This is a genomic window from Halobacillus sp. Nhm2S1 (assembly GCF_019599545.1).
Classification (GTDB): Bacteria; Bacillota; Bacilli; order Bacillales; family Halobacillaceae; genus Halobacillus.
Genome location: NZ_JAIEZV010000003.1, coordinates 24,336 through 42,005, shown reverse-complemented (window position 1 = coordinate 42,005; position 17,670 = coordinate 24,336). Strand labels below are relative to the sequence as shown.

The 17,670-nt window shown below is 42.5% G+C and carries 20 protein-coding genes and 1 riboswitch; of the genes, 14 read left to right on the top strand and 6 right to left on the bottom strand.

The genetic code is table 11. The annotated features are described in order from the left end of the window. Positions 1-22: 22 nt before the first annotated feature. A riboswitch (TPP riboswitch) is annotated at positions 23-125 on the bottom strand. Positions 126-242: 117 nt separating this feature from the next. Together K2225_RS11845 and K2225_RS11840 are read right to left on the bottom strand one after the other, a co-directional pair. After that, complete coding sequence (locus K2225_RS11845; RefSeq protein WP_220584960.1) at positions 243-473, bottom strand: hypothetical protein; 231 nt, start codon at positions 471-473, stop codon at positions 243-245. A gap of 181 nt (positions 474-654) precedes the next feature. Further along, on the bottom strand, positions 655-1,176 hold the full coding sequence (locus tag K2225_RS11840; protein ID WP_220584959.1) for a DUF420 domain-containing protein: 522 nt from the start codon (positions 1,174-1,176) through the stop codon (positions 655-657). Between the two features lie 274 nt (positions 1,177-1,450). Here K2225_RS11840 and K2225_RS11835 point away from each other — a divergent pair, with 274 nt between their 5' ends. Beyond that, positions 1,451-1,876 carry an RDD family protein gene (locus K2225_RS11835; RefSeq protein WP_220584958.1) on the top strand — a complete coding sequence of 142 codons (426 nt, stop codon included), beginning with the start codon at positions 1,451-1,453 and terminating at the stop codon, positions 1,874-1,876. Between the two features lie 5 nt (positions 1,877-1,881). On the opposite strand, the gene K2225_RS11830 is transcribed toward K2225_RS11835, so the two are convergent. Both K2225_RS11830 and K2225_RS20070 read right to left on the bottom strand, forming a co-directional pair. Further along, positions 1,882-2,178 (bottom strand): hypothetical protein, encoded by a 297-nt coding sequence (locus K2225_RS11830; protein ID WP_220584957.1) that lies wholly within the window; start codon positions 2,176-2,178, stop codon positions 1,882-1,884. After that, positions 2,175-2,333, bottom strand: coding sequence for a hypothetical protein (locus K2225_RS20070; RefSeq protein WP_255574483.1), 159 nt, complete (start codon positions 2,331-2,333; stop codon positions 2,175-2,177). The genes K2225_RS11830 and K2225_RS20070 overlap by 4 nt, the downstream gene beginning before the upstream one ends. Positions 2,334-2,516: 183 nt before the next feature. Between K2225_RS20070 and K2225_RS11820 the strand changes: the two genes are divergently transcribed. The 3 genes from K2225_RS11820 to K2225_RS11810 all read left to right on the top strand — a co-directional run bounded on the left by K2225_RS11820 (position 2,517) and on the right by K2225_RS11810 (position 4,468). After that, complete coding sequence (locus K2225_RS11820; RefSeq protein WP_220584956.1) at positions 2,517-3,176, top strand: carboxymuconolactone decarboxylase family protein; 660 nt, start codon at positions 2,517-2,519, stop codon at positions 3,174-3,176. A gap of 458 nt (positions 3,177-3,634) precedes the next feature. Then, entirely contained in the window at positions 3,635-3,931 is a 297-nt protein-coding gene (locus K2225_RS11815) for a hypothetical protein (protein WP_220584955.1), read from the top strand. Between the two features lie 309 nt (positions 3,932-4,240). Then, positions 4,241-4,468: a WYL domain-containing protein gene (locus K2225_RS11810; protein ID WP_220584954.1), complete on the top strand. Its 228-nt coding sequence runs from the start codon at positions 4,241-4,243 to the stop codon at positions 4,466-4,468. 94 nt (positions 4,469-4,562) lie between these two features. On the opposite strand, the gene K2225_RS11805 is transcribed toward K2225_RS11810, so the two are convergent. After that, positions 4,563-4,751, bottom strand: coding sequence for a hypothetical protein (locus K2225_RS11805; RefSeq protein WP_220585579.1), 189 nt, complete (start codon positions 4,749-4,751; stop codon positions 4,563-4,565). A gap of 443 nt (positions 4,752-5,194) precedes the next feature. On the opposite strand from K2225_RS11805, the gene K2225_RS11800 reads away from it, so the two are divergent. The 9 genes from K2225_RS11800 (at position 5,195) to K2225_RS11760 (ending at position 15,936) form a co-directional block, all read left to right on the top strand. Continuing rightward, a complete protein-coding gene (locus tag K2225_RS11800) occupies positions 5,195-5,413 on the top strand; it encodes a hypothetical protein (protein ID WP_220584953.1) in 219 nt (72 codons plus the stop codon). Between the two features lie 388 nt (positions 5,414-5,801). Next, positions 5,802-6,527, top strand: a complete 726-nt coding sequence (locus tag K2225_RS11795; RefSeq protein ID WP_220584952.1) for a DnaD domain protein — start codon at positions 5,802-5,804, stop codon at positions 6,525-6,527. Next, a complete protein-coding gene (locus K2225_RS11790) occupies positions 6,524-6,856 on the top strand; it encodes a hypothetical protein (protein WP_220584951.1) in 333 nt (110 codons plus the stop codon). The genes K2225_RS11795 and K2225_RS11790 overlap by 4 nt, the downstream gene beginning before the upstream one ends. Next, positions 6,846-8,084 carry a replicative DNA helicase gene (dnaB, locus tag K2225_RS11785; RefSeq protein WP_220584950.1) on the top strand — a complete coding sequence of 413 codons (1,239 nt, stop codon included), beginning with the start codon at positions 6,846-6,848 and terminating at the stop codon, positions 8,082-8,084. Before K2225_RS11790 ends, dnaB begins: the two co-directional genes overlap by 11 nt. A 197-nt stretch (positions 8,085-8,281) precedes the next feature. Then, positions 8,282-9,268, top strand: a complete 987-nt coding sequence (locus K2225_RS11780; protein ID WP_220584949.1) for a helix-turn-helix transcriptional regulator — start codon at positions 8,282-8,284, stop codon at positions 9,266-9,268. Between the two features lie 81 nt (positions 9,269-9,349). Then, positions 9,350-10,087: an Rv1352/Rv1906c domain-containing protein gene (locus K2225_RS11775; RefSeq protein ID WP_220584948.1), complete on the top strand. Its 738-nt coding sequence runs from the start codon at positions 9,350-9,352 to the stop codon at positions 10,085-10,087. Between the two features lie 95 nt (positions 10,088-10,182). Continuing rightward, the gene (locus K2225_RS11770; RefSeq protein ID WP_220584947.1) at positions 10,183-11,664 is read left to right on the top strand and encodes a type I restriction-modification system subunit M; all 1,482 of its coding nucleotides are present in this window, start codon (positions 10,183-10,185) and stop codon (positions 11,662-11,664) included. After that, a complete protein-coding gene (locus K2225_RS11765) occupies positions 11,657-12,991 on the top strand; it encodes a restriction endonuclease subunit S (protein WP_220584946.1) in 1,335 nt (444 codons plus the stop codon). The genes K2225_RS11770 and K2225_RS11765 overlap by 8 nt, the downstream gene beginning before the upstream one ends. Continuing rightward, the gene (locus K2225_RS11760) at positions 12,988-15,936 is read left to right on the top strand and encodes a type I restriction endonuclease subunit R (protein WP_220584945.1); all 2,949 of its coding nucleotides are present in this window, start codon (positions 12,988-12,990) and stop codon (positions 15,934-15,936) included. The genes K2225_RS11765 and K2225_RS11760 overlap by 4 nt, the downstream gene beginning before the upstream one ends. A gap of 40 nt (positions 15,937-15,976) precedes the next feature. On the opposite strand, the gene K2225_RS11755 is transcribed toward K2225_RS11760, so the two are convergent. Further along, entirely contained in the window at positions 15,977-16,708 is a 732-nt protein-coding gene (locus K2225_RS11755; RefSeq protein WP_220584944.1) for a M48 family metallopeptidase, read from the bottom strand. Between the two features lie 196 nt (positions 16,709-16,904). Here K2225_RS11755 and K2225_RS11750 point away from each other — a divergent pair, with 196 nt between their 5' ends. After that, positions 16,905-17,156, top strand: a complete 252-nt coding sequence (locus tag K2225_RS11750; RefSeq protein WP_220584943.1) for a helix-turn-helix domain-containing protein — start codon at positions 16,905-16,907, stop codon at positions 17,154-17,156. Positions 17,157-17,670: the final 514 nt, after the last annotated feature.

Below are 17,670 nucleotides of genomic sequence, written 5' to 3'. Positions count from 1 at the left end.
GGAAGAACCAGTCTGGTCCTTGTGAATGACGACCGCACTTCCCCACGCTAGTATTATCTAGTTCGGGTTCCAAGGGTCGGAAGGTCTCCTCTCAGCCGCTTCAAGCAGCTCCCCTAGTGCAAAACGCGTATGCAGTTCTTGTACGTTGCTCTTATCGTAGCGAAGAGTCATAGATTTGTAAACCATCTTTTTCTAGAAAATAAAAAGACCAGATTGCCCTGGGGGCGAATCCGATCCATGCCTTATGCTTTCGACAAGCGCAGCTTCATCACGTTCTGATCTATGAAACAATCGATATACGGTACGCGTTCATAAGGATAATAAGTGACAGAGGTCGGCGTCACATCCATGAGTCGATACAGGTCCTCGGTTGAAGCCACATCATTCAACACCAATTGGACATCTTCACCAGTCAAAGAGGAGAACTTGGCCGAAGTGTAACCTTCATTTTTCATAAATTGGAGTAAATCCATAGTAGTCTCCTTATAATATGACCTTGAACAGTAAATTTTCCCTGAATAACAAAATTTGAAACATCAATCGTTGAAATAACTTGGCGACTTTCTTCTAACTGTTATTCTACTATAATAAGAGTCAGAAAGGAAACAAAGAATTTCGAAAAAAAACAGGCGCATCGCCGCGCCTGGTCTTTCATCAATAATAAGGGGAAATCATCAAGTAGACGATGACTCCAGTGAGACTGACATACAGCCATAAAGGCATCGTCCACCGCGCAATTTTCCGGTGCTTATCCACCTTCATCGCAAGCCCGCGGAACAAAGTAAGCAGCGCGAGAGGCACAATCAGTGCAGCCAGTACGATATGGGTGATCAAAATGAAATAATAGATGCCGGCAACGATCCCTTCACCACCGAAAGACGTCGACTCCGCCATCGAATGGTACGTCAGGTACGAAACAAGGAAAAGCGCCGTCGACGTGAAAGCAGCGAAGATGAAGCGCTTGTGCCACTTGACGTTTTTCCTGATGATCATGAACAGCGCAGCCAGCAGGAAAACGAACGTAAAGGAATTCAAGACGGCATTCAGGAGGGGAAGGAGTTTGATGTTGAATCCGAGATCCCCGTCAACTTTCGGTAAAAACAATAAGGCCACAACGATGAGGTTGATGGCGATGGAAAGTCCCACGACCCATGGGACGTAATTGAATTTTTTCATGGTATCGATCCTTTCTCAAAGCTCTTTATATAGAATCCTAGTTAAGTATAAAGAATGTGAGGGAAGAATGCTATGACAGAAAACGCACAATTTGTCGAACGAGCATATTGGAATTGAAATCTAAGGGTAAACCCACATATAACCAAGACAATTATGAAAGGCATGGAAAAAGAGATGGGGCAAAAGCTCCATCTCTTTTTCGTCGTCCTGGGTGAATAGGCAAACCGATGACGACGAAAACCCATAGGATATTACACAGAAAGGAGGGACTTCGATGTCTGAAAGAAACTTGTTCCTCAGATTCATAGGCACAGGACTTGAACTCATCCTATCCGGATTCCTCGCCATCCTCTATACAGAAACACAGAACACAGGGCGCGGCTTCGATCCGAACCCCGTCTTTTGGAAATCCTTCATCATCATCCATGTCTCGCTGCTCATTCTCATCCCGCTGTTTGCGAAAGGGAGGACGCTCGGCATGCTGTTGACAAACCTCACCATCGAAACGAATGCAGGGAAGCCGCCGACCATCATGCAGATTTTCATCCGTGTCATCCTGGGGTTCGGCCCGGTCATCCTTACACAGGGAATGTGGTATTGGATTTCCTTCGTCACCGGTTTGATGGATTCGAAAGGGAGAGGGTGGAGTGAGATCGTCTCGTTTACGACGATTAAATGGAAAGAGCCTCCGTTGGAATAAGAGGCTCAGGCTATCACTGCTTTCCGGTATTGGAACAGGCTTGCCCCTATAGCAATGAATGTGATCAACACAAGAATCCACATCGCATCTCGGTAAGCAGAAAAGGATAGGGACTGGATCCAGTCATGATAAAGTTCGATGGCGAGCCAGCCGATCGGGAAGATGGGTGCCGCTTTTGCATAGGAAGCGTTCAGCACGGCCTTTCCTTCCTCCGTTTTTCCCTTCTTCCCCCAGGTAAAGCGTAATAGATAAACGAGCGCTACTAAAAAGATCGGGGTCAAAAAAAGTCCTACAAACATCATTTTTCTTCCCTCTTTTTTGTATGTTCGCTAATGGTTTGATCCAAGTACTCATCCATGGGATTTCTTTGTCCAAAATTTTTTAATCCGTTTCCGATGAAGTAGCCGGCTAAGGCGATTCCTGCAGCCGGGATGACGGCGTCCAGTGAAAAATCCATCTTTAACATCCTCCGATTCGTTTATTTTCTCTACTCTATACGTTTAAAAATGAGCAAGGTTTCAGCGTTAAGATCTCTTTTTCAGAATAAGACAGAAAATTCACTCACTTTATTTACGAAGCAACCTTGGAATGGTAAAATTTATCATTGTAATGAATAAAAGAATACAAAGGAGAGAGGACAATGGGGAACGATCTACTCTATGCTAAATCATATTTTGAGAGACTGCCGGAACTTGGGGATTTGGCACCAGATGCGTTCAAAGCTTTTGTAGCGTTCGATAAAAAAGCGCTTGAACCAGGAAAACTGGGGGGTAAATTAAAAGAATTGATCGCTGTAGCGGTTGCTCATGTGACGGGATGCCCATATTGTATCGATGTGCATGTGAAGAATGTGAAGAAGCAGGAAGCGACAAAAGAAGAGGTGTCAGAAGCGATCCTTGTGGCGACAGCGCTGAAAGCCGGTTCATCGATCGCACACAGTGTCAATGCATTGAATACATACGACGAAAAAGGCGACGATGCTTTATACAAAGCCTCTTACTTCAGCCGTCTTAAAGAACTTTCCAATCTTCATGAAGGTGCGTTTCATGCATTTGTCGATTTTGATCAACAATCGATGAAAGAGGGAGCGATTTCTGCTAAAGATAAAGAACTCATTGCCGTAGCGGTCGCCCATACCACAGGCTGTCCGTACTGCATCGATGTTCATACGAAAGGTGCGAAGAAGCAGGGAGCTTCGAAAGAGGAGGTAGCTGAAGCCATTTTTGTTGCTACGGCATTGAAAGCAGGTTCGGCTATTGCTCACAGTGTGAATGCTTTAAATGCATATGATGATGAATAAAGAGATTGTAAAAGTGCATAACCCCAACGACGCTTAAGTGTTAAGTAGATGTGTGCAGGCACTATAACTCCATTAACGTATAGAATGTTGGGTTCTTTTTTTAGTCAACCTTAGTAAGGCTAAATGGAGAAAGGCGAAAAGGTTTAACCCACTCTGGTCCATTTGAAATTTATAAATTATGAATGCCTTAAAATAACTGCTAAATATGTAACCGTTCTGTCAATATAATTGAAACTAATTCACTAATGAGTGTTCATAAAGAGCAATCCCCGCCTTACTTAAGGGTGGGGATTTTTTTATTCCATAAATCTTAGTGAATATTTTCCTCTTAAGCCATATTCATTTGAAGTGGATTTAATAAAAGAGTCCACGATTATTTTACCTTTAGAAAAGCAATTTATCATGGTTTATTTTATGGCTTTTAGTAAATATTAGGGGGTGAAACAGGAGGTGAATGCATGAAAATCAAAGGACCGATTTTATTAGGCATATTAATTGCAGCTGTTTTGAACGGTTGCGTAGCCAACGAACCAAATGAACCGGAAGATGTGAATTACCAACCCACCCGCTATGACCAGGACGATCAAAGAAACCGTTTGGATAGGGATAACGGCGAGGAAACGAGGCCTGACGTAGATTATCCAATCATCGATCATGAGGAACAGGAAATCGATTTTGGTAACCGGGAAATTGATCTTGAGGGACCTTTTGAAAAAAGGGGCAGTAATGACGATAACGGAGAAATGGATGAATAACTGATAAAAAGCACAGATCTGAAAAAGACCCTGGCTTTGCCAGGGCGTATATATCAAAGTATTAGCCCTCTTCACAGAACTCCACAGGTCATCACCTCAAATTTTGCGAATTCAGTTTAGGACCTGTTCACATTATCTGTCCCAGAAAATCTTATTTACAGCAGGAATACTCTAAAAGATGGCGATTTCTAACCCTTGGATGTTCTCACTTATAAGACCTTCATTTACCAGTTTACTTCTAAAACAGTTGTGGTAACATATACATAATTAGAACAAGTGTTCGCGTTTATGTTTAGGGAGTGATCATCAATGAATGGAGTATTGAGAAGGGCTTTAGAGGAGAAGCAACAACTGGAACTCATCTACATGGCTGACAAAGGGAAAATCTCGCAGAGGGTCATCCGCGTTGTGTCCATCAAAGAGGAGACCGTCCTTGCTTATTGCTATACTCGTAAGACTGTCCGCTCATTTAAACTTGCAAATATTTTGTCTGTAACCCCTTATAAAAAGAGGGGACAGTATAAAAAGACGCCTTGAAATCAAGTCATCGAAATATGGTGAATGTCCTTGTACTCTAATGAAAGGGTGAGAGGTATCTTTATAGAAAAAGAACCACAAGAATAGTGGTTCTTTAGTCTTTCATGGATCCCGCCTCACGCGAGGTCATTGCACCTATCCCTTCGCTTACATCCTTTTGGATTTCCTGCTTTACTTTATTGGGGTCTGTGCCGGAATGACCTGGCTCAACCATTGAATTCGGATTCTGCTCCATTCTTCCTTGTCCATCCCCAGTCCCTGCCTCTGTGCGGTTCTTTGCCATTAAAAATCACCTCCATACCTGTAGGTTTAGCCATAACTCAAATATTAAACGATTTTATAGCCTTGATAAAAGTGAGTCTTTTTTGAGGCTCTATTCGCCAGATAGAGGAAACAAACCGAATGTTTCAACGTTTGGTGTGTGTCCTTATTTCTACTTTAGGAAGGAATTGGTTTTGTTGTTATAGAATCGAACGAAAGAATAAAAATTAAACCCTTTTCAAAGGAAGTGAAAATCCAAGAAAAATAGAAGGAAATACAACATTATTAAAGAATTAGATGTAAAACCGGAAGTGATTTTTGAGGTAGAGGAGTTGCATGTTATGGAGAGGAACCAGGGTGAAAACCACAATCTCAAAGAACACATTAAAAACAAATATAGCCACCCCAAGAAAAAAGGATTCCCACAGATCGGACCTCCACCCAAATTGCGAAGGAGGGTTATTGATGAATTCAAGACAAGAACCCGAAGAGAAAATTATTGAAAGCCAGAAAGAAATCATAAAACAGCAGGAAAAAATTATTGAAGAACTAAAACACAAGAAACACGTCGTTACCGATGAAAACAGATATGTATTTGAAAAATATAATCTTGTAAAATCTAATAGACCGAAAAAAGAATATATCTCACCTTCAGAACGAATAAGACGAATGAAGAATCTTTAACTCTTTCATAAATAAATCTAGCATTTGCGTAATAAAGCAGCTCAAAGAAGAAGGAATAATTGAGGTTGAGACAACCAAAGGACATTATGGAGCAAGTACATTTGAGTTAGTATCAGCCGATTCTAACTCAAATGACAACACATCTGTATTATACCCACTTCAACTAACTCTAAATTGGGCTCAAAAAATTTAAATTCAATTCCTTTTTAAATGAAAAAATCCTTTCCAGTTCAACAACAAACCCTTGAAGAGACAAATCGTTCCAAAGAAATTAAAAAAACTTTCAAATTCATAGACACCAAACACACACTTCCTTCGATTATAGAATTGAGGAAGTGTTTTTCTATGCACAAATCCTCCATCTTTCCATAAGAATAGGAGAATCCAAATGAACTATATCAAAGCGATCAACGCCTTCTACGATCACCAGGAATTCAACCCTCTAACTTCTGCCGCCATCAACCTTTGGCACAGCCTCATGCATGTGAATAACAAATCCCGCTGGAAAAAAGAATTCACGGCTTCGATGACCGTCCTTTGTCTGAAATCCAACTTGAGCGAAAGCAGCATTCGGAAAGCACGCAAGGAACTCGTGGAGAAAGGGTATGTGACGTTCACTTCGAGACCAGGAAACCAGGCTCCCATCTATCGGATCCTCCCTCTTTATGAAGAAATGGACAATGAGAACGACAGGTTGGAGGAGAACAGTGACGGCAAGTCGAACGGCAGCGATAGCGGCAAGTCGAACACATTAAGTAAACAAAACGAAACGAAAGAAAAAGAAGAAGTAGTAGAAACGCCAGCTGTGAATCCCCATCACTTTTACGAAAACAACATCGGGACGTTGTCGCCGTTCATCGCAGAGAAAATAACCCTGTGGTGTGAAGAGTTGTCTGATGAACTTGTCATCCAATCGATGAAGCTTGCGGTCGAGAGCAACAAGCGTTTCTTCAGCTATTGTGAAGGCATTCTGAAACAGTGGCAGGAAGCGGGCGTCCGCACTCTGAAAGGAGCGGAACGAGCGCAGGAGAATCACAAGAAAAAGAGGACAGGTTCGAAGCAAGAGAAAAACAAATCAGTGTTCGATAAGTTGAGAGAGGAGTTGCAGGTATGAAGAGAGAAGAAGCCATCGAGGTGCTCGAGACGATCAGTGAATTATATCCGCAGAAATTCGATATCACCGAGCGTGTCGCTAATATGCTGATTCCGAAGCTTTTGGAAATGGATTATCAAGGGGTGATGGCCAAGCTTTCCGATTTCGCCGTCCGCAGTCCGTTCCCGCCGACCCTCGGGGAAATCGCAGTCTATGAACCTGAAGAAAATCTTCACTTGGAGCAGATGAAAGTGTGGGAGGCGGAAGCAGCGGAAGTTTCTGATGAGATCCGCCAGCGGTTCATGGACAAGCTCCGTTCACTGGCAGAGGATAAGTCCCATGAGTCATAATCTACAGACGGAACAGGCCGTGTTAGGAATCTTTCTTGTAGACGGGGAGAAAATCAAGCAGACGACGCTCGCCCCTGAGCATTTCTCCCGACACGACCTTCGCCGCATTTTCCTTGCGATACAGCAGGTGGACAACGACGGTACACCGGTGGATATGGTGACGGTCACAACGAGTCTTGGAGATGAGATCGCCCAGGTGGGGGGAGTGAGCTACTTGCTCGGGCTGGCCGAAGCCGTGCCGACGACTGAGAACTTCCACTTCTATGAAAAGCTCCTCATCGAATCCTACACGAACCAGCAAATGAGACAGTCGGCGATCAAGTACATCGAAAATCCGAGTGCTGATGCGCTGCTCAGCTTGAAGCAGCAGTTGCACCTGATGGATCAGGACCCGGAAGCGGATGAGCAGACGGTGAAAGAGCAGCTCAATGACATCGCCATGGAGATGATCTCCTCCCCCGTACAGACGGGTTTAGCCACAGGATTCGAAGACTATGACAAAATGACCGGAGGAGCGCAGCGTGGCGATTTGATCATCGTCGCTGCCAGGCCTTCGATGGGGAAGACCGCTTTCGCTTTGAATATAGCCATGAACCATTGCAAGAACGGAGGAGCCGTCGACCTGTTCAGTCTGGAAATGGGGTCCAAGCAATTGCTGCAGCGGATGATTTCTTCCGAAGCACGCATCGACGGACAGAAGTGGCGCTCGATGTGTTTCTCCGCCGAAGACTACAAACGTTCCTTCCACGCCATCGGGGAAATCGCCGAGTGGAACTTGTCCATCCATGAGCGCCAACAAACCGTCCAGAACATCACCTCAAAAATCAGAGCGTCCGTAGCTTCTGACCCGGACCATGATCACCTCATCATCATTGATTACTTGCAGTTGATTAACGTAAAAGGCCGCTATGAGCGCCGAGACCTCGAAGTCGGTGCCATCACCCGCGAACTGAAACTCCTCGCCCGTGAACTCAACATCCCGATCATCCTCCTCTCCCAACTCTCCCGAAGTGTTGAACAACGCCAGGACAAACGCCCGATGATGTCTGATTTGAGGGAATCTGGAAACATCGAACAGGACGCTGATGTCATCAGCTTTTTGTACCGCGATGATTACTATTCGCAGGAAGGCAGTGATGTGGTGGAGGTGATTTTGAGGAAGCAAAGGAATGGTCCGGTGGGGACAGTGATGTTGGGGTTTGAGAAACAGTTCGGACGTTTTGCCTGATTTGGATTCGGTGAGTTATAAAATGAAACGACTAACATGTACAAATGACCGGATGCACTGATCTTCGAGAGGAAATTCCATTTGTTGTATCCTCCGTTCAATCCTTCACTGTTCTATACATATCAAGAAAACTCCATTTATTCCGGCTGCTTCCTGTATTATACTAGAAGGAGATTCGAAATAGGGGAGGCCGTATCATGGAATTGAACAACAACACACGACTACTCAAACTGAGGGATATCCTTTTCGAAGAGACGGATGAACATCATGAACTGAGCATCCAGGAAATCTGTGAAAAACTGAAGCTCTACTTCGGACCGGAAGCGAAATTCGATGCCCGTACACTCAAGCGTGATATGGACGTGCTCGAAGATGCGGGGATCGAAATCATCCGAAATACCGGACGTTTCGGTAAAGTGTATTACAGTTATCAAGACCGCGTATTCGAGACTTATCAGTTGCGGCTCATCAATGACGCCATCCTATCCGCGAAATTCATCACCGAAAAAGAGAAGAAGGATCTGATCGAACGGAACAAGCAGCTGACGAGCAGACATATCGCAAAGACGCTTCCGGACCCGCTGCTGTACTCCCAGTCAGCGAATGACGATTATGAACTGGTCAAATTGAGCATCGACAATGTCCACAGGGCGATTTCAGAACAGAAGGTGCTCCGTTACCAGTACGGAAAATACAATATGGACAAGGAATACGAATACCACCGGAATGGGGATACATATCATGTCGAGCCCTATGCGCTCATCTGGCAGAACGATTTTTATTATCTGATCGGAAGGTTCCGCGGAAATGGGGAGATGCGTCACTACCGTTTAGACCGCATGCGGAACATCGAAATATCGGGAGAGCGTTTCAAACGGAAACAAGATTTCCTTGTCAAAGAATACGTCGACCAAAGCTTCCACATGTTCGCAGGGGAGGACGCCTGGATCAAAATCGAATTCGATGCAAGTCTCCTGAACGTCGTCCTCGACCGTTTCGGAAAAGACGCCTCCATAAATGCAATCAGTGACGACCGGTTCCTCCTATCAACGAAGGCAAAGATGAGTATCGGACTCATCGGTTGGATTCTCACCTGGGGTTACAAAGCGAAAGTCGTCTCGCCCGAATCCCTCGTGGCACAAGTGAAAGAAGAAGTGCAAAAGATGTCCAAGCAGTATGAATAGAGAACGTGTGTTGGGAGTGCAAATTTTTGATCACCCCACCCGTTATCCTTGAGTTAACACAAATCAAGGAGGAACAAACACATGGCAAAACAAAAGAAAAGCTTCATCAAAAAATGGTGGTTCTGGGGAGTCGTGATTCTCGTCGTTTTCGCTGCAGCTCAAGGCGGAGGAGAAGAACAGGACCAGGCAGAAGCAGAACCGGAAGAGACGCCGGTCGAGGAAGTGGAAGCGGCTAGCACAGAGACCGAAGAAATCTCAACAGAAGAAAGTGAAGCACCAGCTGAAGAGGAAGTTGAAGAACCGACCGTGGAAGAGAAGGAAGAAGAAGCACCTCCAGAAGATGATACCGTAAAAGTCTCTACAGGCATGCACGAAGTCGGAACGGACATCGAACCAGGCCTCTATAAATCAGAAGGATCCGTGTACTACTGGGAACGCCTTGCAGGATTCAGCGGTGAATTCGACGACATCATCGCGAACGGCAACCCACAAGGCCAGGAATACGTCGAAGTGAAAGAATCTGACACCGCCTTCAGCACTCAGGGTACAGGCAGCTGGACGTTGATTGATGACAGCTATGCTCCGGAAAAACAAACGAGTTTCGGTGATGGCACTTACCTGGTTGGAAAAGACATCGAACCAGGCACATACAAGAGTGAGAGTGGGGGAGGCTACTGGGCTCGTTTGAGCGGGTTCAGTGGAGAGCTTGATACCATCATCGCGAATGATAACCCTGGTGGTTCTTCGATTGTAGAGATACAAGAATCTGATCGTGGTTTCCAAACGTGGGGGAACGGTGAGTGGACAAAGGTGGAATAAAGAAAAGGAGGCGGTTGAGCCTCCTTTTTCCATTGGTCTATTGTAATATTTTTGATATATTTGAAGGTAGAGAAAAATAAAAGGGGTTAAATTATATGACTAAATTGACATTGCCACAATTAGAGTCCCACTTATGGGAATCTGCAAATATCCTACGAGGGAGCATTGACTCCTCTGATTATAAGAACTATATCTTCGGACTACTTTTCCTCAAACGATTGAACGATGTGTTCGTTGAAACAGCTGTAACTATAGAAAAAGAAGAAGGCGACGATTACGGCTGGTATGACCGCGATGAACACCAATTCTTCGTACCTGAACGAGCGCGTTGGGCACATGTCCAGGAACAAACGCAAGACATTGGTAATACGATCAACAAAGCGTTTGAAGCGTTAGAAGAAGAAAACAAAGCGTTGGAAGGTGTTCTTGCAAGTATTGACTTCAATGATAAAGAAAAGCTTCCTGACAAACTTCTCATTCAACTGATTCAACATTTCTCTTCATTAAATCTAGGAAACCAAAACCTTTCTGAACCTGACATGCTAGGTCGTGCTTACGAATACTTAATCAAGCAATTCGCCGATGATGCAGGTAAAAAAGGCGGCGAGTTTTATACACCAAGCAAAGTCGTAGAACTCATCGTTAAATTAATCAAGCCAGAAGAAGGGATGCGTGTTTGTGATCCGACCGTTGGATCCGGCGGGATGCTCGTTCAATCCGTCGACTATATTAAAGCCAATGGTGGAAACCCACGTAATCTATCCTTGCACGGACAGGAGCGTAACTTGAATACATGGGCGATTTGTAAAATGAACCTCTTGCTTCACGGGTTAAGTGACCACCGTATCGAGCGTGGAGATACGATTCGTGAACCGAAGCTGACAGAAGGTGGAGAACCACTTCGCTATGATCGTGTTATTGCTAATCCACCATTCTCCTTGAAAAACTGGGGACGGGAAGAAGCGGAAAGTGATGAATTCGGACGCTTCCGTTTTGGTCTCCCTCCAAAAAACGCAGGTGACTATGCTTTTGTACAGCATATGGTTGCTACACTGAACCATGAAGGGAAAGCAGGCGTCGTTATGCCTCACGGAGTACTTTTCCGAGGAGGGGCGGAAGGGAAAATTCGTCAAGGTCTATTAGAAGAAGACTTAGTAGAAGCAATTATTGGACTGCCTTCTAACCTTTTCTATGGAACAAGTATCCCGGCAGCCATTCTCATCTTAAACCGTAACAAAGATGAGTATAAAAAAGGTAAAGTACTTATCCTTGATGGATCGAAGGATTATCAAGAAGGTAAAAATCAGAATATTCTTCGAGAAGAGGATATTACAAAGATGGTTGAAACTTATGATCAATGGAAAGATCACGAGAAGTATTGTCGTTTGGTGGAGCTGGAGGAAATCGAAGAGAATGAGTACAACCTGAACATTGCGAGGTATATTGATACTACTGAAGAGGAAGAAGAAATAAATGTTCAATTTGAATTAGCCCAATTAAGAAAAATTGAATCTGAACGTAAAATTACCGAACAAAAGATGGACGGGTTTTTAAAGGAGTTAGGGTATTATGAGTGACTACAAAAGAACTGAGTATGGTAATATTCCAACTGATTGGAACTTGGAAACAATACTCGATATAGCTAGCAATGATGTAGAGAACTCTTTTGTGGACGGGGATTGGGTTGAATCCAAATATATTGAAAATCAAGGAATCCGTTTGATTCAAACTGGTAATATAGGACTAGGTTCATTTAAAGAAAAAAACATAAAAAAGTATGTCTCTGAAGAATCATTTGATTCTCTAAAATGTAAAGAAGTAGTAGAAGGAGATATTCTTATATGCAGGCTCGCTGATCCTATAGGGAGGTCTTGTATAGTACCGAATTTAGGTACTAAGAACATAACTTCTGTCGATGTAGCAATTTTTCGACCGGAAGAAGCTAAGTATGATAAAAGATTTATTAATTATTTATTAAACTCATACAAGGTATTATCGAAGGTTCAAGCTTTTGCGTCAGGTACAACCAGGCAGAGAGTTAGTAGAAAGAACCTAGGCACTGTAAGACTTCCTATTCCCCCGATTAAAAAACAACAGAAAATCACAGCAATCATCTCCTCCGTCGATGAAGCGATCGAGAAGACCGAACAAATCATCACCCAGACCGAGAAAGTGAAAAAAGGGTTGATGCAACAGCTGTTGACCAAAGGTATCGGGCATAAGAAATTTAAGAAGACGGCTGTTGGGGAAATTCCTGAAAGTTGGGAAATAACAGATTTGACAGATATAGCCAAGGGAGATAAATACTCATTTACAGGTGGACCTTTCGGATCTGATTTGACATCGAAAGAATACCAGAGTGAAGGAGTTAGAATAATTCAACTTCAGAATATTGGTGAGGGAGATTTTTTTAACAGTTATAAAATATATACAAGCGAAGAGAAGGCTGATCAACTCTATAAGTGCAATATATATCCTGGAGATATAATTATTGCTAAAATGGCAGAACCGGTAGCTAGAGCTTGTTTAATTCCTGATTTTAATGAGAGATATTTAATGGCTTCAGACGGAATACGACTAGCTGTAGATGAGAAGAAATATGATAAATATTTCATTATGAATGCAATTAATTCACCATATTTCCGTAAACAGGCAGAGAATAATAGTACAGGTACGACTAGATTGCGTATAGGTCTAAAAACTCTCCGCAAATTAAAGTTAGCAATTCCTTCTTTTGAAGAACAACAAGAAATAGCAAAAATATTAATTAGTTTTAATGAAAAAATTAAACTTGAAGAAAATCAACTGCAAGCATTACAAAAACTTAAAAAAGGTCTTATGCAACAACTTCTCACAGGTAAAGTACGTGTACCTGTTGACGATGAAGAGGTGATCACATCTTGAACATTACTCAAGACTGGAATGAGAAAAAGCTAGTCGAAGATCGTGCCATCAATCAGTTGAAGTCGCTCGGATACACCCATGTAATAGGAACCAAGCTAGATCAGGAAAGAGATACCCAAGCAGAAGTTACTCTGAAGACCCGGTTGTCAAAAGTCATTCAAAGGCTGAATCCCTGGATCAATGAAAACAATCTGAATAAAGTTGTTCGTCACATTACGCATTTAGATTTCACAAACCTCATGGAAGCAAATCAATACTTTCATGAGGTTTTGATTAACCAAATGTCTGTCAATCAGGACCTGGGAAAAGGACGAAAAAATCAGACCGTTCAGCTCATCGACTTTGAAGATCTGGGAAACAACGAATTTCTCGTTGTTGATCAGTTTTCGATTACGAATGCAAAAGGTACCATTCGTCCTGACTTATTAATTTTTGTAAACGGTCTACCTCTAGTAGTCATTGAATGCAAAAGTCCGACACTCCCACCTGATGAACAGATCGGACAAGGGGTGAAACAGCTGATTCGCTATCAAAAGGATAGTGAAAATCTCTTTTATTACAACCAGTTCGTGATTTCCACAAGTAATGATCGTGCTAGAGTGGGAACAATTGGGGCGAAGGTGCAACATTATAGTTCATGGAAAGATCCCTATCCTCGTACAGTATCGGAAATTGGGCCGAATCCTTCGGCGCAGGATGTCCTCCTTACAGGTGTGTTAGTAAAAGAGCGCTTGATGGATCTGATACAGAACTTTATCGTTTATGAGCCTGAAGAGGGGAAAGTCATTAAGAAACTTGCTCGGTACCAGCAACATCGGGCGGTCAATCGTGCAGTTAACCGTATCCTTCATGAAAACACTCCCCAAGATCGCGGAGGTGTCGTCTGGGCGACCCAAGGTTCTGGAAAATCATTATCGATGGTTTTCCTTGCGACGAAGTTACGCCGAATCTCCGAATTGAAAAACCCGACTATTGTGATCGTGACAGACCGTCAAGATTTGGACCAGCAGATTACGAACACGTTCCGGCGCTGTGAGTTTCCGAACCCGCAACAGGCAGGTTCCGTTTCTGAATTGAGGGACTATTTAAGGCAGGGGCCTGGATCGACGATTATGACACTCGTCCAAAAGTTTCAGGAAGCTGAAGGAGAAGACAGTTTTCCGGAAATGACAAAGTCGGAAAATGTTATCGTAATGGTTGATGAAAGTCACCGCAGTCAGTACAGTTCTTTAGCGTTAAACATGCGGATGGCACTACCGAATGCCACGTATATAGGTTTTACCGGCACACCTATTGATAAAAAAGATAAAAGCACAAGACGTACGTTTGGAAACTATATTGATAAATACACCATTGAACAGGCGGTAGAAGATGGCGCAACGGTGCCGATTTTCTATGAATCTCGTCTTGTTGACCTTCATGTCCAAGGAGAAAGTGTTGATCAATTGTTCGATCGATTTTTCCGAGATTACTCAGAGAAAGATCGGGAACGGATCAAGAAGAAATTTGCGACAGAAGAAGCGATTACAGCTTCACCGAAACGGGTCCGGCAAATTGTGCTTGATATCATTCAACATTTTGAAGATCATATTAAACCGAATGGTTTCAAAGCCCAAATTGTTGCAATATCAAGGGAAGCTGCCGTTCTTTACAAAAACATCCTGGATGAATTGAGTGATTACGAGTCAAAAGTAATTATATCAGCTGGTCATAATGATAAAGAAGAAATGCAAAAACATTACCTCTCTAGACAAGAGGAAAAAGACGTCATTCAGCGCTTTAAAAAGCCGATGGAAGAAGACTCACTAAGCTTCCTGATCGTTTGTGATAAATTGCTGACAGGCTTTGATGCACCAATAGAGCAGGTGATGTACTTGGACAAACCATTAAAGGAGCATAACCTACTGCAGGCCATCGCCCGTACAAACCGGACGTATGATAAAAAAACATATGGTCTAATTGTCGACTATTTTGGGGTATCACGTTTCCTTGAAGAAGCGCTAGGTATATTCCATGAAGAGGATATTAAAGGGGCTATGAGTGACGTAGACGCTGAAATTCCGCGCTTGCAAACACGGCATCGAAAAGCCATGCGATTTTTTGACTATAAAAGTAAAGAAGATCTGGATGGTTGTTTAGCTGTTCTCGAACAGGAAGATATCCGTAATGAGTTCGATACGGCGTTCAAACATTTTTCCGAAAGTATGGACATGATTATGCCGAGTCCAAAAGCGAAGCCTTACTTGGACGATTTGAAATGGTTAGGGAAAATACGTGTCTTAGCAAAGTCCCGTTATCATGATGAAGATGGCGCGGATATCTCCGATTGTGGTGAAAAAGTCCGTCAGATAATTGAGGAATATGTCTATGCTTCCACACCACACATCTTGTTTGAACCAATAGATATTTTATCGAACCGTTTTGAGGATAAAATAGATGAAATCAAAACACCTGAAGCGAAAGCGGCAGAAATGGAACACGCCATTAAGCATGAAATACGTATCAAATTGGAAGAAAACCCTGTGCTCTACACTTCCCTAAAAGAGCGATTGGAAGACTTGATCGAACGCCGCAAAGAAAGACAAATGACGATTGAAGAGTTGCTAGAAGAGTATCGGGAAATGATTCATGAGATGAGAAACAACGCAGAGGAAAGTAAAGATCATGGATTTGAACCGGAACAATACCCTTTCTTCCAATTGCTTAGTAGAGAACTGGAAGACCATGAAGAAGAAAATCTCAAAGCTTTAACCCATTTGATTACAGGAGTGGTTCAAGAGCATGCGGTCATCGACTGGACAGAAAAAGAAGATGTCCAACGCCAGATGAGAAGAAGTATAAAAAATCAATTACGAGCAAGTAACTGTCCAAAGGATCGAGTAGAAAACGTTGCCCACCAAATGATGAAGCTTGCAGAAGTCCATTATAAACAAATCGCTTACTAATAACAAAAGGCAAGGTCCCAAGTTTGGGTACCTTGCCTTTTTATGAACCTATTGTGTGTAGTTCCATTCCTTGAACTCGTAACCACTCTTTGCTTTTTTCATAATCAAAAAGAACCGACTGGACGACATTCCAAAACTTTTCATTATGCTCGGGAACAATCAAATGAGCAAGTTCATGGACGATCACGTAGTCGATGACGGAAACAGGAGCCATGACAATTCGCCAGTTCAAGTAAATATCCCCGTTAGGTGTACATGTTCCCCAACGTTTATGTTGCGTACGTAATTGTAGAGAGTTCGGGGATACACCGAGAATTTCTTTATAAATCTCCGCGCGTTCTTTTACTTTTACTATGCCATGATCGCGATACCATTGAATGAGCTTTGCTTCGAGAACCTTTTCCACTTGTTCGTATTCCCAATCGCGTGGAACAATTGCAATAAACTTCCCCTGGTGAAACTTCAATACTGGTGTAGGAACAGCCTCTTTATGAACTTTCAACCGATAGTGACGACCTAGATAGGGAAACTTCTCCCCACTCACATATTCCTTCTTAAAAGAAGGGGTGTGGACTTGCTCAATCTCCCGCAATTTACTTGTAATCCAGGAAGCTCTTTGTTTGATGGCTTTTTCTATCGTTTCCAAACTGGTCTCTTCTGGAGCTGCTACTTGCACGCCGTTCACTAGATCCACAGTGATTTTCAAGTCTTTTCGTTTCATGTTTAGTAATTCATAGTCTATGGTGGTTGTGCCGTATTGGACTTGGGGCATCTAGATCACATACCTTTATGTTTTTTCTTTAGATAGGATAACACGTAACGAACGAAAAAAGAATATAAACCAGAACATTTGTTGGGTATGAATTCTTTTTACTTAATGATTAATGTGATATGAAGATTTTTGGAAACTTATTACATGTGACTCCCCGTACGTGGTGGTCTTCTTCATTCAATTAGAAGATTTCACTATGGGAAAAGATTATGATGTTAAAGTACGAAAAGCTGTCGGGAAACAAATTAAGCACTTGCGAGAAGGAAGAGGAATATCACAGGAAGAGTTCGCTTATTTAGTTGGTATTGATCGGACATATATCAGTTTTATCGAGCGAGGTCTCAGAGCCCCGAGACTACCTATGCTATATAGGATTGCTTATGTCCTTGAGGTACCCGCTAGTTCATTGGTCGTAGAAGTCAATGATACACCGGATAATAATCGTTAGGAGGGAACATACATATTTTATAAAGAGTATTTGTACCTTGAAGTTAAGCGTGTTCCGTTATTTATTGAGATTTATCAAGCGGATCAATGTATTGCTATGACCAAATTTTACAACCGTCACTACAAAGTGGAGGCTGCAAATAAGGTTGAAGCAGTTCAGGGTATACTAACATCAATTAAGGAATGTGATTTAAACGAATATTAGGATGTAGACCTATATGAAAGAAGTCAATTACAACTTCTTTCATATAGGTCTTATTTTTTTGACTTTTTCTTTAACTATTAAGCAAAACCACAGAAGGGAACAAACAAAAAAGCAGACCCAGCCCTTACATATCTCGTTCGGTAAAGTCTCGAACGTTTGTTGGGTATGCATATTTTTGTATTCCCACATCGTTATACTAAAAATATAAAAATTGCCAAAAGAAATGTAAACGATCCCCTAAATCTAACGAGTTTTCTATGATAAAATAAATGAAGAATTTGTAACAACTTTGTAATACTGTGTAAAAAAG

What these genes read in the sequence shown, in the direction of transcription:
- K2225_RS11845 (WP_220584960.1), bottom strand. Translation starts at nt 473, where the DNA reads ATGGATTTACTCCAATTTATGAAAAATGAAGGTTACACTTCGGCCAAG.
- K2225_RS11840 (WP_220584959.1), bottom strand. Translation starts at nt 1,176, where the DNA reads ATGAAAAAATTCAATTACGTCCCATGGGTCGTGGGACTTTCCATCGCC.
- K2225_RS11835 (WP_220584958.1), top strand. Translation starts at nt 1,451, where the DNA reads ATGTCTGAAAGAAACTTGTTCCTCAGATTCATAGGCACAGGACTTGAA.
- K2225_RS11830 (WP_220584957.1), bottom strand. Translation starts at nt 2,178, where the DNA reads ATGATGTTTGTAGGACTTTTTTTGACCCCGATCTTTTTAGTAGCGCTC.
- K2225_RS20070 (WP_255574483.1), bottom strand. Translation starts at nt 2,333, where the DNA reads ATGGATTTTTCACTGGACGCCGTCATCCCGGCTGCAGGAATCGCCTTA.
- K2225_RS11820 (WP_220584956.1), top strand. Translation starts at nt 2,517, where the DNA reads ATGGGGAACGATCTACTCTATGCTAAATCATATTTTGAGAGACTGCCG.
- K2225_RS11815 (WP_220584955.1), top strand. Translation starts at nt 3,635, where the DNA reads ATGAAAATCAAAGGACCGATTTTATTAGGCATATTAATTGCAGCTGTT.
- K2225_RS11810 (WP_220584954.1), top strand. Translation starts at nt 4,241, where the DNA reads ATGAATGGAGTATTGAGAAGGGCTTTAGAGGAGAAGCAACAACTGGAA.
- K2225_RS11805 (WP_220585579.1), bottom strand. Translation starts at nt 4,751, where the DNA reads ATGGCAAAGAACCGCACAGAGGCAGGGACTGGGGATGGACAAGGAAGA.
- K2225_RS11800 (WP_220584953.1), top strand. Translation starts at nt 5,195, where the DNA reads ATGAATTCAAGACAAGAACCCGAAGAGAAAATTATTGAAAGCCAGAAA.
- K2225_RS11795 (WP_220584952.1), top strand. Translation starts at nt 5,802, where the DNA reads ATGAACTATATCAAAGCGATCAACGCCTTCTACGATCACCAGGAATTC.
- K2225_RS11790 (WP_220584951.1), top strand. Translation starts at nt 6,524, where the DNA reads ATGAAGAGAGAAGAAGCCATCGAGGTGCTCGAGACGATCAGTGAATTA.
- dnaB (WP_220584950.1), top strand. Translation starts at nt 6,846, where the DNA reads ATGAGTCATAATCTACAGACGGAACAGGCCGTGTTAGGAATCTTTCTT.
- K2225_RS11780 (WP_220584949.1), top strand. Translation starts at nt 8,282, where the DNA reads ATGGAATTGAACAACAACACACGACTACTCAAACTGAGGGATATCCTT.
- K2225_RS11775 (WP_220584948.1), top strand. Translation starts at nt 9,350, where the DNA reads ATGGCAAAACAAAAGAAAAGCTTCATCAAAAAATGGTGGTTCTGGGGA.
- K2225_RS11770 (WP_220584947.1), top strand. Translation starts at nt 10,183, where the DNA reads ATGACTAAATTGACATTGCCACAATTAGAGTCCCACTTATGGGAATCT.
- K2225_RS11765 (WP_220584946.1), top strand. Translation starts at nt 11,657, where the DNA reads ATGAGTGACTACAAAAGAACTGAGTATGGTAATATTCCAACTGATTGG.
- K2225_RS11755 (WP_220584944.1), bottom strand. Translation starts at nt 16,708, where the DNA reads ATGCCCCAAGTCCAATACGGCACAACCACCATAGACTATGAATTACTA.
- K2225_RS11750 (WP_220584943.1), top strand. Translation starts at nt 16,905, where the DNA reads ATGGGAAAAGATTATGATGTTAAAGTACGAAAAGCTGTCGGGAAACAA.